Genomic DNA, 12,771 nt, shown 5'->3' with positions numbered 1-12,771 from the left:
TCGTTGTCCTTGCCATCCGAGTCTACCGATGCCCGCTGCCCAATTGCGCTTTGGCCTGGCCGCCAACCGACTGCACCACGAAACGCCCGATGCCGCCTTGTTCACCTGGCTGCGGGCCTGCTCATCCACCATCCGCGAACTGGGCGTGCAGTTGCATACCGTGGGCCGCACGCACGACGCGATCGTGCGCGAGGGCATGCTGCAGGGCTATCCCGGCCTGATCCGTTATCCGTATGGCCGCGAGGGCGGGTTGATGAAGCTGGTGGCGCGCGTCACCGAAGGACGCGACGGGCAGGCGCCGTTCGACGGCGCGATCTACCTGATCGATCCGGTGGACCCGTCTTCGATCTTCCCCGAGGCGCTGGCGCTCAAGCGCCAGTGCATCACGCATGGCCGTCCGTTCATCTCGACGCTGGCGGGCGCCATCGAATGGATGGAGGTGGAGCGGGTGCACGCCGGGCTGGCGCCAGATGCGGCGGCATCGCGCCTGTTCAACTACGCTGGCCAGACGCTGGCGTTGATCGCGCACGATGCGCTCAAGGACGAGATGGTGGCGTTTGCGGCCGAACACTTCGACGTGCTGTCGCAGTTCGCGCGGCGCGTGGCCACCGGCACCACCGGCGGCCGCCTGAACGAGCTGGCGTGGTCGCGCGGCTGGCCCAAGGATACGCCGTGGGTGCATCGCTACCTGAGCGGGCCGCTGGGCGGCGACGCGCAGATCGCGGAACTGGTGCTGGAGCACCAGTGCCAGCGCGTCATCTTCTTCGAGGATCCGCACGTGGCGCGCCAGCATGAAGCGGATATCCAGCTGCTGGAGCGCGCCGTGCGGGTCGTGACGGAGTCCGCGACCTGCGCGACCTCGCCGTCGGTGGCGCGGCGCTGGGCCAAGGCGGTGGAACTGCGCGCCGGCCGGGGCTGAATTGGCGGGAAGCCGAGCGGGGGCAGGGGGCAAGGGCTGAGCCGACGAGGGCCGGCGGGGCCTCGATGAGGGTTTTCTTTTTTTGGGGCCGGGTGGCTTGTCGCGCGCAAGCCACGCCGGCCCTGTTGCAAACAGGGGAAGACTTTCCTTTTGTAGGGAAAAGGAACCATTTCAATAACGAGAAACATTAACATCTGGCTCTCGAAAATCCATCAAGGGGAGCCACGTCGATGTTTGATCCTGTCATGTCCCGCCGCGCCAGCCTGGCGGCGGCGTTGAGCCTGCTGCCGGCCGCGCTGGTCGCGCAGTCGGCGCCCACCGAGCCGACGACCTTGCCGTCCGTCAGGGTGGAGGCCAGCGCGGAGGAGACGGCGACCGGCCCGGTGCTGGGCTATGCCGCCACCCGGTCGGCCACGGCCACCAAGACGGATACGCCGCTGAACGAAACGGCGCAATCGATCACCGTGGTGCCGCGCGACCAGATCGTGGACCAGGGCGCCACCAGCCTGCAGGAGGCACTGGGTTATGCGGCGGGCGTGCGGTCCGACGCCTACGGCCTGGATTCGCGCAGCGACAGCGTGCGCGTGCGCGGGACCGATGTGGACGTCTACCTGGACGGCATGCGCCAGGCGTTCGACTACTACACCAGCACGACCCGTCCCGATCCATACATGCTGGAGCGCATCGAGGTGCTGCGCGGGCCGGCGGCCATGACTTACGGCCAGGGCAGCACGGGCGGCCTCATCAACATGGTGAGCAAGCGTCCGTTGGCCGAGGCGCAGCGCGAAGTGGGCGTGCAGCTGGGCAACCACGGGCGCAAGCAGGCGCAGATGGACCTGACGGGGCCCATAACCGAAGATGGCCAGTGGCTGTACCGCCTGGTGGCGCTGCAGCGCGACGCCGATACCCAGGTGCACCATGTGCCGGACGACCGCACGTTGGTGGCGCCGTCGCTGACGTGGCGGCCGAGCGCGGCGACGACACTGACCTTGCAGGCGCTGTACCAGAAGGACAAGTCGGGCTCGACCGCGCAGTTCATGCCGTGGTCGGGGATGCGCACGCCCAATCCGAACGGCATGATTCCGACCTATCGCTTCATCGGCGAGCCGGATCACGATCGCTACGATTCCGAGCGCCGCAGCTTCGGCTGGTTGTTCGAGCACAAGTTCAACGACAAATGGGCGTTCAGCCAGGGCTTTCGCCACGCGAACAACAAGGTGACGTATTTCACGCACTATGCGGATTCGTTCAGCGTACCGGGCGGCTGGGCCGCGGATCCGATCAACCAGCGCATCATCGGCCGCTACGCCGACGACACCATCACCAAGGTCCGCATGGATACGCTGGACCAGCACCTGACGGGCGAGGTCGGCACCGGCATGGTGACGCACAAGCTGCTGCTGGGCCTGGACTGGTCGCGCTATCGCCGCGACCGCGAGAGCGGCAGCGGCATGGACACGATCGATGCCTACTCGCCCGTATACGGCAATGGCTACATTCCCGAGCTTACCGGCGAGCCGCAGTTCAACCAGCGCCAGACCGGCATCTATCTGCAGGACCAGATGAAGATCGGCCAGAACTGGATCGTGACGGCGGGCGTGCGCCACGACCGCGCCCGCAGCCAGCTCGAGGGCGGCGACGCGGACAAGGCCCAGGCCACCACCAAGCGTTTCGGGTTGATGTACGCGGCCAGCAACGGCTGGTCGCCCTACATCAGCTACAGCGAATCGTTCACGCCGGTGGCCAGCACCACGCGCAAGACGCCCGATGGCGCGGTGCCCGAGCTATACAAGCCGCTGCGTGGCAAGCAATGGGAAGCGGGCGTGAAATACCAGTCGCAGGATGGCAGCCACCTGGCCACGGCGTCGGTGTATGACCTGCGGGAGAAGAACCGCCTGGTGCCGGATCCGACGGCGGCGCTGAACAACGTGCAGACGGGCAAGACGCGCACCCGCGGCCTGGAGCTGGAATGGCGCGGCCAGTTGACGTCGTCGTTCGACGTGATCGCGCACTACAACTACATCGACCTCGATCCGCAGCTGGAAGGCATTCCGCGCCACCAGGCCGCGGCGTGGGGCCGGTACCGCTTCGCGCTCGACAACCTGGACGGGCGCTTCACGGTGGGCGCGGGCACGCGCTGGATGTCCTCGTTCCGCGATGGCGATGGGCCCAAGCTGTCGCCGGTGTGGCTGGTCGACGCCATGATGGCGTATGAAACCAGCCACTGGCGCTATGCCTTGAACGTCAACAACCTGACGGACAAGACCTACCTGGCCACCTGCCTGTCGCGCGGCGATTGCTGGTACGGAGCGCGCCGCAGCGCGATTGCCAGCGTCACCTACAAGTTCTGACGCGGGCGCCGCGCTTTACCGGCCCTGGAAGCGCGGCGCGCGTTTTTCGCGGAAGGCGCGCACGCCTTCGGTGAAATCCTCGCGCCGCGCGGTTTCCAGGAAGCAGGCGGTTTCTTCGGCCAACTGCGTTTCCAGCGTGGCATGGGCGGCGTTGCGCAGCAGGCGCTTGGCGCCGGCGATACCGTGCGGCGCGTGGCTGGCCAGCTGTTGCGCGTAGGCCTGCGCTTGCGGCGCGAGCTGGCCGGCGTCGGCGATGCGGTTGACGAGTCCCCAGGCGTGCGCATCGGCGGCGCTGAAGGCGTCGGGGCGCAGCAGCAGGTCGAGCGCGCGGCGCGGGCCGAGCAGGCGGTTCAGGCCATGCGTCATGCCGGCATCGGGCGTGGCGCCGAGTTTCAGGTAGGCCGTCATGAAGCGCGTGTCGGCCTCGGCGATGGCGAGGTCGCAGGCCAGCGCCAGCGACAGGCCGGCGCCGGCCGCGACGCCGTGTATCTGCGCCAGCCACAGCTTGTCCATGCGCGCGACGTGCGCGACGAAATCGTTGAGCGGGGTGAACAGGGCGAGCAGTTTCGCGCGCACCGCGTTGACGTCGCCTTCGAACAGCGTGATGTCGCCGCCGGCGCAGAAGGCTTTGCCCGCCCCGCGCAGCAGCACGACGCGGATGTCGGCGCGCGTATCGAGCCATTGGGCGGCGCGTTGCAGGTCGAGCGCCATGGCGACGTCGATGGCGTTGAGCGTGGCGGGCTGGTTCAGCGTCAGCGTGGCGATGCCGTCGCCGGTTTCCAGCAGCAGGGTTGGAAAGACCGGAAGGGGTGGGTTCATGGCTTGTCTCCGTTATCGGGTAAATACCAACTTTCGATCCAAAAACCACGATGCTATGGTCGGAACCAAGCGCTTGCTCGGTTGCCGTCCGCCACACAAGCGTAACGCATAGAACGATTTTCCGGCGCTGTACAGCGTAGGTAAAGACAGGTTCGCCGCATCGCCTGCCTCGGGGCTCCGCTGATTCACCGCCAATAGAAAAACAGCTTCGCGACCAAGGCGAGGAGACAAAGGTGGATCAATCCGACAGCCCTCCCTTGCTGGAGGTGGATGGGGTCACGTTGGCGTTCGGCGGGGTCAAGGCGCTCACGGGCGTGGGCTTTCGTGTCGCGCCCGGATCCATCACCACGGTCATCGGCCCCAATGGCGCGGGCAAGACCTCGCTGTTCAACACCATCTCGGGTTTCTATCGGCCGGCGGCGGGCACCATCCGCTTCCTGGGCCGCGACATCACGCGCGTGGCGGCGCCCGAGCGCGCCCGCCTGGGGCTGGCGCGTAGCTTCCAGAACATCGCGCTGTTCCGCGGCATGACGGTGCTGGACAACATCAAGCTGGGGCGCCACGCCCACCTGCGCACCAATGTGCTCGATGCGCTGCTGTACCTGGGCCGGGCGCGGCGCGAAGAGATGGCGCTGCGCGCCGATATCGAAGAACGCATCATCGACTTCCTGGAGATCGACCACATCCGCCATGCGCCGGTGGCGGCGCTGTCGTACGGGCTGCGCAAGCGGGTGGAGCTGGCGCGGGCGCTGGCGATGCAGCCCAAGGTGCTGTTGCTGGACGAGCCGGTGGCGGGCATGAACCGCGAGGAGACCGACGACATGGCGCGCTTCATCCTCGATGCGCGCGCCGAGTGGGGCGTGACGGTGCTGATGGTGGAGCACGACATGGGCATGGTGATGGACCTGTCGGACCATGTGGTGGTGCTGAACTTTGGCCAGGTGATCGCCGATGGCACGCCGGCGGCGGTGCAGGCCGATCCCGAGGTCATCAAGGCCTATCTGGGCGCGGGTGACGTCGGCGACCTGCGCCGGCGGCTGCGCGAGGCGGCCTGATGGACGGCCTGTTCTTCCTGGAGGTGACGCTGGCCGGGCTGGGCAGCGGCGGCCTGTACGCGCTGGCGGCGCTGGCGTTCGTGATCGTCTACAAGGCGACGCGGGTGGTGAACATCGCCATCGGCGAATTCCTGATGATGGGCGCCTACGTGTTCTATGCGTTTGCCGCCGGCATGGCCTGGCCGGTGTGGGCGGCGATCGCCGGGGCGGTGGCGTTGTCTGCCGTGCTGGGCGCGCTGGTGGAGCGGGTGACGATCCGGCCGATGCTGGGCGAGTCGCCGATCTCGGTGTTCATGATCACCGTGGGACTGGCGTCGATCCTGGTGGGCGTGGTGGAACTGATCTGGACCGCGGACCAGCGCCGCCTGCCGGAGTTCATGCCGCGCGCGCCGGTGATGGTGGGCGAGGCGTTTGTCGCGCCCAAGGTGTTCTATGGCTTCTGGGTGGCGCTGGCGCTGGTGCTGCTGGTGCTGGCGGTGTTTCGCTACTGGCGCGGCGGGGTGGCCCTGCGCGCCACCGCCTCGGACCAGGGAGCGGCCTACGCGATGGGCATCAACGTGCCGCGGGTGTTCTCGCTGTCGTGGGCGGCGGCGGGCGCGATCGCGGCGGTATCGGGGGTGATCGTGGGGGCGATCGGGGGGATCTCATCGTCGATGGGCGTGTTCGGCCTGTCGGTGCTGGTGGTGGTGATCGTGGGCGGGCTGGACAGCGTGGCGGGGGCCCTGGTGGGAGGCATTTTCATCGGGCTGCTGGAGGCCTGGGCCGGCGCCTACCTGGGCGGCGAATACAAACTGCTGGCGACCTTCGTGGTGCTGGTGGCGGTGCTGATGATGCGGCCCTATGGGCTGTTCGGCACGCGCGAAATCGAGAGGCTGTAGCCATGCGCATCGCGACCGCGAAAGAGACCTACCGGGCCGACGAGGCGCTGTTCGATACGGCAACCCAGCGGCTGTGGCTGGCGCTGCTGGCGGCGTCGCTGGCGCTGTTCCCGTTCGTGGCCGACGCCTACTGGCTGTACCTGGCGTGCCTGGTGGCGATCAACGTGGCCAGCGCCACGGGGCTGAACATCCTGACGGGATACACCGGGCTGGTGAGCCTGGGGCAGGCGGCGTTCATGGGGCTGGGCGCCTATACGGTGGCGGTGATGGAACTGCGGCTGGGCACGCCGGTGCTGCTGAACCTGCTGGGGGCCGGCGTGGTGGCGATGCTGGGCGGGCTGCTGGTGGGCATCCCTTCACTGCGGGTCAAGGGGCTGTACCTGGCGATCTCGACCATCGCGGCTTCGTTCATCGCGCACTTCGTGTTCGCGAATTGGGCCTTCACGGGCGGGACCGGCGGCTTGCAGGTGCCGCCGGCGCGGCTGCTGGGGATCGATCTGGACACGTCGTTCAAGATCTATTGGCTGATCGTGCCGTTGACGGCGCTGATGGTGCTGGGCGCGGCCAACCTGTTCCGCACGCGCATCGGCCGCGCGTTCATCGCGATCCGCGACCGCGACATTTCCGCCGAGGTGCTGGGCATCCACCTGCTGCGCTACAAGCTGCTGTCGTTCGGGCTGTCGTCGTTCTACGCGGGCGTAGCGGGCGGGTTGTGGGCGTATTTCTTCCGCGTGGTCACGCCGGAGAGTTTCCCGCTGATCATGTCGATCTTCTTCTTGGCCGCGATCATCGTGGGCGGCATGGGGTCGATCCTGGGTTCCATCCTGGGCGCCGTGTTCATGACCATGGTGCCCGAACTGCTCAAGCTGGTGGTGGGCTGGCTGCCGGTGGGGGGCGATGCCCTGCGGCTGATATCGCCGGTGCGCACGATTGTGTTCGGCCTGCTGATCGTGGGCTTTCTGATCTTCGAGCCGCACGGGCTCGCGGAAATCTGGCGCCGCGTGCGCCGCTACTTCCATCTGTGGCCATTCCGCACCTAGACGGCGGCCGCGTATTCCCAAGAGAACCAGGAGACGAAACCATGAAGCGCATCCGGATAGGCAGCGGTTTATCGAAGTTGCTGGCCCCCTTGGGCGTGGCATTGGCGCTGGCCGCGGCGCCGGCGGCCCAGGCCGAGGAGGACCTGGTGCTGGGCGGTTCGATCCCGCTGAGCGGCGTGTTCGCGTTCGCCGGGCAGGGCATCCATGCCGGCATCACCGACTACGTCAAGATCGTCAATGACCAGGGCGGCGTCAAGGGCCGCAAGCTGCGCTACGTGCCGGAGGACACCGCCTACAAGGTGGACGCGTCGGTGGCGGCCTTCAAGAAGATCACCAGCCAGAACAAGGTCAATTTCTACTACGGTGATTCGACCGGGTTTTCCAAGACCATCAATGCCGAGCTCAACCGTTCGGGCAACATCCTCATGACGGGCGCGTCGTTCGCCACCGAGCTGAACGACCCGGCCAAGTATCCGGCGCAGTTCATGCTGGGGCCGGACTACACGGAGATGTTCGGCATTCTGTTGCGCTACATCGCCAAGGAAAAGCCGGGCGCCAAGGTGGCGTTCGTGTATTCGGATACCGAGTTCGGCCGCGACCCGATCGCCAGTTCGCGCGCGGTGGCGCAGAAGCTGGGGCTGACGGTGGCCACCGAGATCATGACGCCGCCGGGCAGCGTCGACGTGTCGACCGAGGTCATCAAGCTGCGCCGCGCCGATCCGGACTTCACCATTTTCCACGGCTACGTGCTGGCGCCGATTCCCGAGTTCGTCGGGCAGGGCAAGCGCATGGGGTTGAAGACGCGCTACATGGGCACGTTCTGGACCATGGACAACTCCACCGTGATGCAGATGGGCGAGGACGCCGAGGGCTTCATGGGCGTGATGCCGTACCGCTATTACTACGACGAGACGGCGGACGCGCCGATGCTCAAGAAGATCCGCGAGATGCGGCCGCAATACCAGAGCACCGGCTACATGCAGGGCTTCCTTGCGGCGATGCTGTTCACCGAGGTGGCCAAGCGCACGCTGGAGGCGGGCAAGGAGCTGACCAGCGCCAACATGAAGGCGGCGCTGGAGGGCATCAAGGACTTCGACACCGGCGGGCTGATCGGCGTGCCGATCAGCATCAAGGGCAATTCGATTCCGGTGGGCCGTATCTATCGCGCCGATACCAAGCAGAAGCAGATGGTGCCGGCTTCCGACTGGATCGTGCTGCAGTGAGGCGCCCGTGAACCCCGGACACGCTGCGTTGCCGCCGACGGTGCTGGACATCAACAACATCGAGGTGGTCTACAACAAGGCGGTGCAGGTGCTGCGCGGCCTGTCGCTGTCGGTGCCGGCCGGCGCCATCGTGGCGCTGCTGGGCAGCAACGGCGCCGGCAAGTCGACCACGCTGAAGGCGGTGTCGCGCCTGCTCGACCTGGAGGATGGCGAGCTGGCGCGCGGGCGCATCCTGTTCGACGGCGGCGACACCGCGGGGGCGCGGCCGCAGAACCTGGTGCGCGCCGGGCTGGCGCATGTGATGGAAGGACGGCGCGTGTTCGAGGATCTGTCGGTCGAGGAGAACCTGGTGGCCGCGACCTATGCGCTGAGCGGCAGGTCCGGCGCCAAGGCCGATTTCGACCTGGTGTACGGATATTTTCCGCGGCTGTACGAACGCCGCCGCGGCCTGGCGGGCTATCTGTCGGGCGGCGAGCAGCAGATGCTGGCGATCGGGCGGGCGCTGATCGCGCAGCCCAAGCTGATGCTGCTGGACGAGCCGTCGCTGGGGCTGTCGCCGATGCTGGTGGAGACCATCTTTTCGATCATCGCGCGTATCAACCGCGAGCAGGGCGTGTCGATGCTGCTGGTCGAGCAGAACGCCTCGGTGGCGCTGGCGGTGGCGCATTATGGCTACATCATGGAGACCGGCAAGGTGGTGATCGACGGCACGGCCGAAAAGCTGGCGGCCGACCCCGACGTGCGCGAGTTCTACCTGGGCGTGGGCGGATCGGGCGAGGCGCGCGGCTTTCGCGACATCAAGCACTACAAGCGCCGCAAGCGCTGGCTGTCATGAACGGGCCGCTCGAATCCGCCCGCGCGCCTGGGGCCTGGCCGGCGCTGACGCTGCCGCAGATGCTGCGCGAGCAGGCGCGCCGGCAGCCGGACGCCGTCGCGGTGCGGCAGAAGGATTTCGGCATCTGGCGGCCGGTGTCTTGGGCGGAGTACTGGTGCCGCGCCTGCCGTGTCGGGCTGGGCTTGCGGGCGGCCGGCCTGTCGCGCGGCGGGCGCGTGGCCATCGTTGCCGAGAACCGGCTGGAATGGCTGTTGACGCAGCTGGGCGCGGGCGCCGTCGGGGGCGTGGCGGTAGGGGTATACGCCACCAGCCCGGCCGAGGAAATGGGCTATGTGCTGGAGCATGCCGACGTCGAACTGGTGGTGTGCGAGGACCAGGAGCAGACCGACAAGGTGCTGCAGGTGGCGCACCGGCTGCCGCTGCTGCGGCGCATCGTGGTGATGGAGACCAAGGGCCTGCGTTCCTACGCGCCGGCCGAACGCGCCCGCATCGTCGCCTTCGCCGAGCTGGAGGCCGACGGCCAGCGGCAGGAGGCGGAAGGGTTGCAGGCGTTGAACGAAGTGCTGGACACGCAGGGGCTGGACGACCTGGGCCTGATGATCTACACCTCGGGTTCGACCGGCAAGCCCAAGGGCGCGATGCTCAGCTACCGCAACATGCGCGGCGTGGCGCCCGGCATTGCCGAGCGGCTGGGCATGGACGCGCGCAGCGTGCATCTGTCGTACCTGCCGCTGTGCCACGTGGCCGAGCAGATGTTGTCGACCTTCGTGCCGATCTACCTGGGCGCGCAGGTCAATTTCGGCGAGTCGATCCGCACGGTGCAGGAGGATTTGCGCGAAGTGGCGCCGACCGTGTTCCTGGGCGTGCCGCGCATCTGGGAAAAGCTGCACGCGTCCATCTCGATCAAGATGCAGGAAGCGGGGCGATTGCAGCAATGGCTGTACCGGCGCGCGTTGGCCGCGTGCGCGCCGTTCGCGCACAAGTCGGCGCGCCAGCGCGGCATGCGCGAGCGGATGACCTATGCGCTGTGGTACTGGCTGGTGTTGCGCGCCTTGCAGAATTTCATCGGCCTGCGGCGGGTACGGGTGGCGATGACCGGGGCGGCGCCGATCGCGCCCGAGGTGGTGCGCTACTTCCGCAATCTCGGCGTGCCGCTGGTGGAGGTATACGGCCTGACCGAGTCCACCGGGATGATCTTCGGCCAGCATCCGGACCGCGTGCAGGCGGGCACGGTGGGCGAGCCTATCCTGGGCGTGGATTGGCGCCTGGGCGAGCAGGGCGAATTGCAGGTGCGCGGCGAGATGGTGTTCGCCGGCTATTACAAGAACGAAACCGCCACCGCCCAGACCGTGCGCGACGGCTGGCTGCATACCGGCGACGTGGCCGAGGTACGCCAGGGCCAGTTGCGCATCGTGGACCGCTTGAAGGACATCATGATCACCGCCGGCGGCAAGAACCTGACGCCGTCGGAGATCGAGAACGCGGTCAAGAGCAGCCCCTATGTGAAGGAATGCGTGATCGTGGCGGACGGCCGGCGCTATGTGGCGGCGCTGATCCAGCTGGAGTTCGAGACCGTGGGCAAGTGGGCCGAATCGCGCCGCATCGCCTTCACCCATTTCCGCTCGTTGGCCGAGTGCGCCGAGGTGCGCGAATTGGTGGCCGGCGAGGTGGCGCGCGCCAACGCGGGACTGGCGCCGGTGGCGCAGATCAAGCGTTTCCATCTGCTGACCAAAGAGCTGGACCATGACGATGGCGAGGTGACCGCGACCATGAAGGTGCGCCGCGCCAGCATTTACCGCAGCTACGCGGACGAGATAGAACGGCTCTACGCCGAGGAGGCGCCAGCATGAACGAAGCGGTGATCGTGGAGGCGGTGCGCACGCCGTTCGGGCGGCGCGGCGGCTGGTGGGCCGACAAGCGGCCCGATGACCTGCTGGCCGAGGTGATCCAGGGCCTGCTGGCGCGCGCCGGTCTGCCGGGCGGCCAGGTGGACGATGTGATCGCCGGTTGCGTCAGCCAGGCGGGTGAGCAGGGCGCCAACATCGGCCGGCTGTCAGCCCTGCTGGCCGGCCTGCCGGAGACGGTGCCGGGCGTGGCCCTGAACCGCATGTGCGGTTCGAGCCAGCAGGCGGTGCATGCGGCGGCCCAGGCCATTGCCGCCGGCGATATGCGCTACGTGGTCGCCGGCGGCGTCGAGAGCATGAGCCGCGTGCCGATGTTCCTGGACGTGACCTTGGGCCAGCGCGAGTTCCGCGGCTTCGAGTCGCTCAATCCCGGACTGTTGCAGCGCTATCCGCTGATCCACCAGATCGAGAGCGCCGAACGCATCGCCGAGCAGTGGCAGCTGGGGCGCGGGGAACTGGATGCCTGGTCGATGCAGAGCCATGCGCGCGCCTGGGCGGCGGCCAGCGCCGGCCGCCACAGCGAATTGCTGCCGGGCCCGGCCGGGACGCCGGCGCGCGACGAGGGCATCCGCGAGCATGCCGACCCCGCCAAGATGGCCGCGCTGGCGCCGGCCCTGCGCCCGCCGGGGCAGGGCAACGTGACGGCGGCGCAGTCGAGCCAGCTGGCCGATGGCGCGGCGGCGGTGTTGCTGGCCGACCGCCAAGCCGCGCTGGCGGATGGGCTGCGGCCGCAGGCGCGCTTTCGCGCGCGGGTGGCGATCGGCTCGGATCCGGTGTTGCAGCTGACCGGCGTGATCGCCGCCACCGAGCGCGCCCTGGAGCGGGCCGGCCTGCGCCTGCGGGACATCGACTGGATCGAGATCAACGAGGCCTTTGCCAGCGTGGTGCTGGCCTGGTTGAAGACGCTGGATGCGGATCCGGCCAAGGTCAACCCATGGGGCGGCGCCATTGCCCACGGCCACCCGCTGGGCGCCACGGGCGCGGCGCTGATGGCCAAGATGCTGGCGGGCCTGCGCGCCACCGGCGGCCAGTTCGGCCTGCAGGTCATGTGCATCGGGCACGGCATGGCGACGGCGACCATCGTCGAACGGCTATGAACCGATCCGGCAAGGCCGCGGCGCAGGTGGCCCCGCAGGGCCACGAGGACGGCGCGGAATCGCTGCGCCGCGCCGAAGTGATCCTGACGGCGGCCCGGCTGTTCCGCAAGCACGGCTACGAACGCACCACCGTGCGTGAACTGGCGCGCGCCGTGGGCCTGCAATCGGGCAGCCTGTTCCATCATTTCCGCAGCAAGGAGGAAATCCTGGTGGCGGTGATGAACAACGGCATCCAGGAGGTGCTGGACGAAGGTCGCCAGGCGCTGGATCGTTACCGGACGCCGGCCGACCGGCTGGCGGCGCTGTTCCGCGTGCACATGTGGAGCATGCTGCATGGCGCCGGCGGCGATGCGATGAACGCGCTGGTCTACGAATGGCGCAGCCTGTCCGCGTCGAGCCAGGCCAGCGTCAAGGCGCTGAGCGACCGCTACGAGGCCATGTGGCAGGACGCGGTGGCGGCGGCGGTGGCCGCCGGCGTGCTGCGGGGCGATGCGCGCGTGATCAAGCGCTGCGTGCTGGGGGCGATGAACCTGACCGTGCAGTGGTACAAGCCGGAAGGCCGGTTGCGGCCGGCGGCGTTCATCGATGAGATGTTGCGGGCCAGCCTGCCGGCGCTGCCGGAGGGAGCGGGGCGCTGGCCGGTGGCCTAG

The 12,771-nt window shown here is 68.1% G+C and carries 11 protein-coding genes; 10 read left to right on the top strand and 1 reads right to left on the bottom strand.

What is annotated here, in order from left to right; translation table 11 throughout:
- Positions 1–28: 28 nt before the first annotated feature.
- Positions 29–919, top strand: a complete 891-nt coding sequence (locus AT699_RS18455) for a methylglyoxal synthase (RefSeq protein WP_006386163.1) — start codon at positions 29–31, stop codon at positions 917–919.
- A gap of 245 nt (positions 920–1,164) precedes the next feature.
- Positions 1,165–3,270: a TonB-dependent siderophore receptor gene (locus AT699_RS18450; protein WP_109442187.1), complete on the top strand. Its 2,106-nt coding sequence runs from the start codon at positions 1,165–1,167 to the stop codon at positions 3,268–3,270.
- A 15-nt stretch (positions 3,271–3,285) separates the two neighbouring features.
- On the opposite strand, the gene AT699_RS18445 is transcribed toward AT699_RS18450, so the two are convergent.
- Positions 3,286–4,089, bottom strand: coding sequence for an enoyl-CoA hydratase/isomerase family protein (locus AT699_RS18445; RefSeq protein ID WP_024069435.1), 804 nt, complete (start codon positions 4,087–4,089; stop codon positions 3,286–3,288).
- Between the two features lie 257 nt (positions 4,090–4,346).
- Between AT699_RS18445 and AT699_RS18440 the strand changes: the two genes are divergently transcribed.
- Genes AT699_RS18440 through AT699_RS18405 form a run of 8 tightly spaced genes read left to right on the top strand, consistent with a single transcriptional unit; the run spans position 4,347 to position 12,771 of the window.
- On the top strand, positions 4,347–5,144 hold the full coding sequence (locus AT699_RS18440) for an ABC transporter ATP-binding protein (RefSeq protein ID WP_373862777.1): 798 nt from the start codon (positions 4,347–4,349) through the stop codon (positions 5,142–5,144).
- Complete coding sequence (locus tag AT699_RS18435; RefSeq protein ID WP_006386157.1) at positions 5,144–6,022, top strand: branched-chain amino acid ABC transporter permease; 879 nt, start codon at positions 5,144–5,146, stop codon at positions 6,020–6,022. Before AT699_RS18440 ends, AT699_RS18435 begins: the two co-directional genes overlap by 1 nt.
- 2 nt (positions 6,023–6,024) lie before the next feature.
- Positions 6,025–7,062: a branched-chain amino acid ABC transporter permease gene (locus AT699_RS18430; RefSeq protein ID WP_006386156.1), complete on the top strand. Its 1,038-nt coding sequence runs from the start codon at positions 6,025–6,027 to the stop codon at positions 7,060–7,062.
- Between the two features lie 41 nt (positions 7,063–7,103).
- Positions 7,104–8,285, top strand: a complete 1,182-nt coding sequence (locus AT699_RS18425; protein ID WP_006386155.1) for an ABC transporter substrate-binding protein — start codon at positions 7,104–7,106, stop codon at positions 8,283–8,285.
- A gap of 40 nt (positions 8,286–8,325) precedes the next feature.
- Positions 8,326–9,120 (top strand): ABC transporter ATP-binding protein, encoded by a 795-nt coding sequence (locus AT699_RS18420; RefSeq protein ID WP_026384304.1) that lies wholly within the window; start codon positions 8,326–8,328, stop codon positions 9,118–9,120.
- Positions 9,117–10,970 (top strand): AMP-dependent synthetase/ligase, encoded by a 1,854-nt coding sequence (locus tag AT699_RS18415; protein ID WP_024069432.1) that lies wholly within the window; start codon positions 9,117–9,119, stop codon positions 10,968–10,970. The genes AT699_RS18420 and AT699_RS18415 overlap by 4 nt, the downstream gene beginning before the upstream one ends.
- On the top strand, positions 10,967–12,121 hold the full coding sequence (locus tag AT699_RS18410) for a thiolase family protein (RefSeq protein ID WP_024069431.1): 1,155 nt from the start codon (positions 10,967–10,969) through the stop codon (positions 12,119–12,121). The genes AT699_RS18415 and AT699_RS18410 overlap by 4 nt, the downstream gene beginning before the upstream one ends.
- The gene (locus tag AT699_RS18405) at positions 12,118–12,771 is read left to right on the top strand and encodes a TetR/AcrR family transcriptional regulator (protein WP_024069430.1); all 654 of its coding nucleotides are present in this window, start codon (positions 12,118–12,120) and stop codon (positions 12,769–12,771) included. The genes AT699_RS18410 and AT699_RS18405 overlap by 4 nt, the downstream gene beginning before the upstream one ends.

Source organism: Achromobacter xylosoxidans, assembly GCF_001457475.1.
Lineage (GTDB): Bacteria > Pseudomonadota > Gammaproteobacteria > Burkholderiales > Burkholderiaceae_B > Achromobacter > Achromobacter xylosoxidans.
The sequence above is the reverse complement of the archived record's forward strand: the minus strand, read 5'-3'. Positions and strand labels throughout refer to the sequence as shown.

Coding starts and splice junctions, on each gene's coding strand:
- AT699_RS18445 (WP_024069435.1), bottom strand. CDS start 4,089: ATGAACCCACCCCTTCCGGTCTTTCCAACCCTGCTGCTGGAAACCGGC.
- AT699_RS18425 (WP_006386155.1), top strand. CDS start 7,104: ATGAAGCGCATCCGGATAGGCAGCGGTTTATCGAAGTTGCTGGCCCCC.
- AT699_RS18450 (WP_109442187.1), top strand. CDS start 1,165: ATGTCCCGCCGCGCCAGCCTGGCGGCGGCGTTGAGCCTGCTGCCGGCC.
- AT699_RS18405 (WP_024069430.1), top strand. CDS start 12,118: ATGAACCGATCCGGCAAGGCCGCGGCGCAGGTGGCCCCGCAGGGCCAC.
- AT699_RS18410 (WP_024069431.1), top strand. CDS start 10,967: ATGAACGAAGCGGTGATCGTGGAGGCGGTGCGCACGCCGTTCGGGCGG.
- AT699_RS18430 (WP_006386156.1), top strand. CDS start 6,025: ATGCGCATCGCGACCGCGAAAGAGACCTACCGGGCCGACGAGGCGCTG.
- AT699_RS18435 (WP_006386157.1), top strand. CDS start 5,144: ATGGACGGCCTGTTCTTCCTGGAGGTGACGCTGGCCGGGCTGGGCAGC.
- AT699_RS18415 (WP_024069432.1), top strand. CDS start 9,117: ATGAACGGGCCGCTCGAATCCGCCCGCGCGCCTGGGGCCTGGCCGGCG.
- AT699_RS18455 (WP_006386163.1), top strand. CDS start 29: ATGCCCGCTGCCCAATTGCGCTTTGGCCTGGCCGCCAACCGACTGCAC.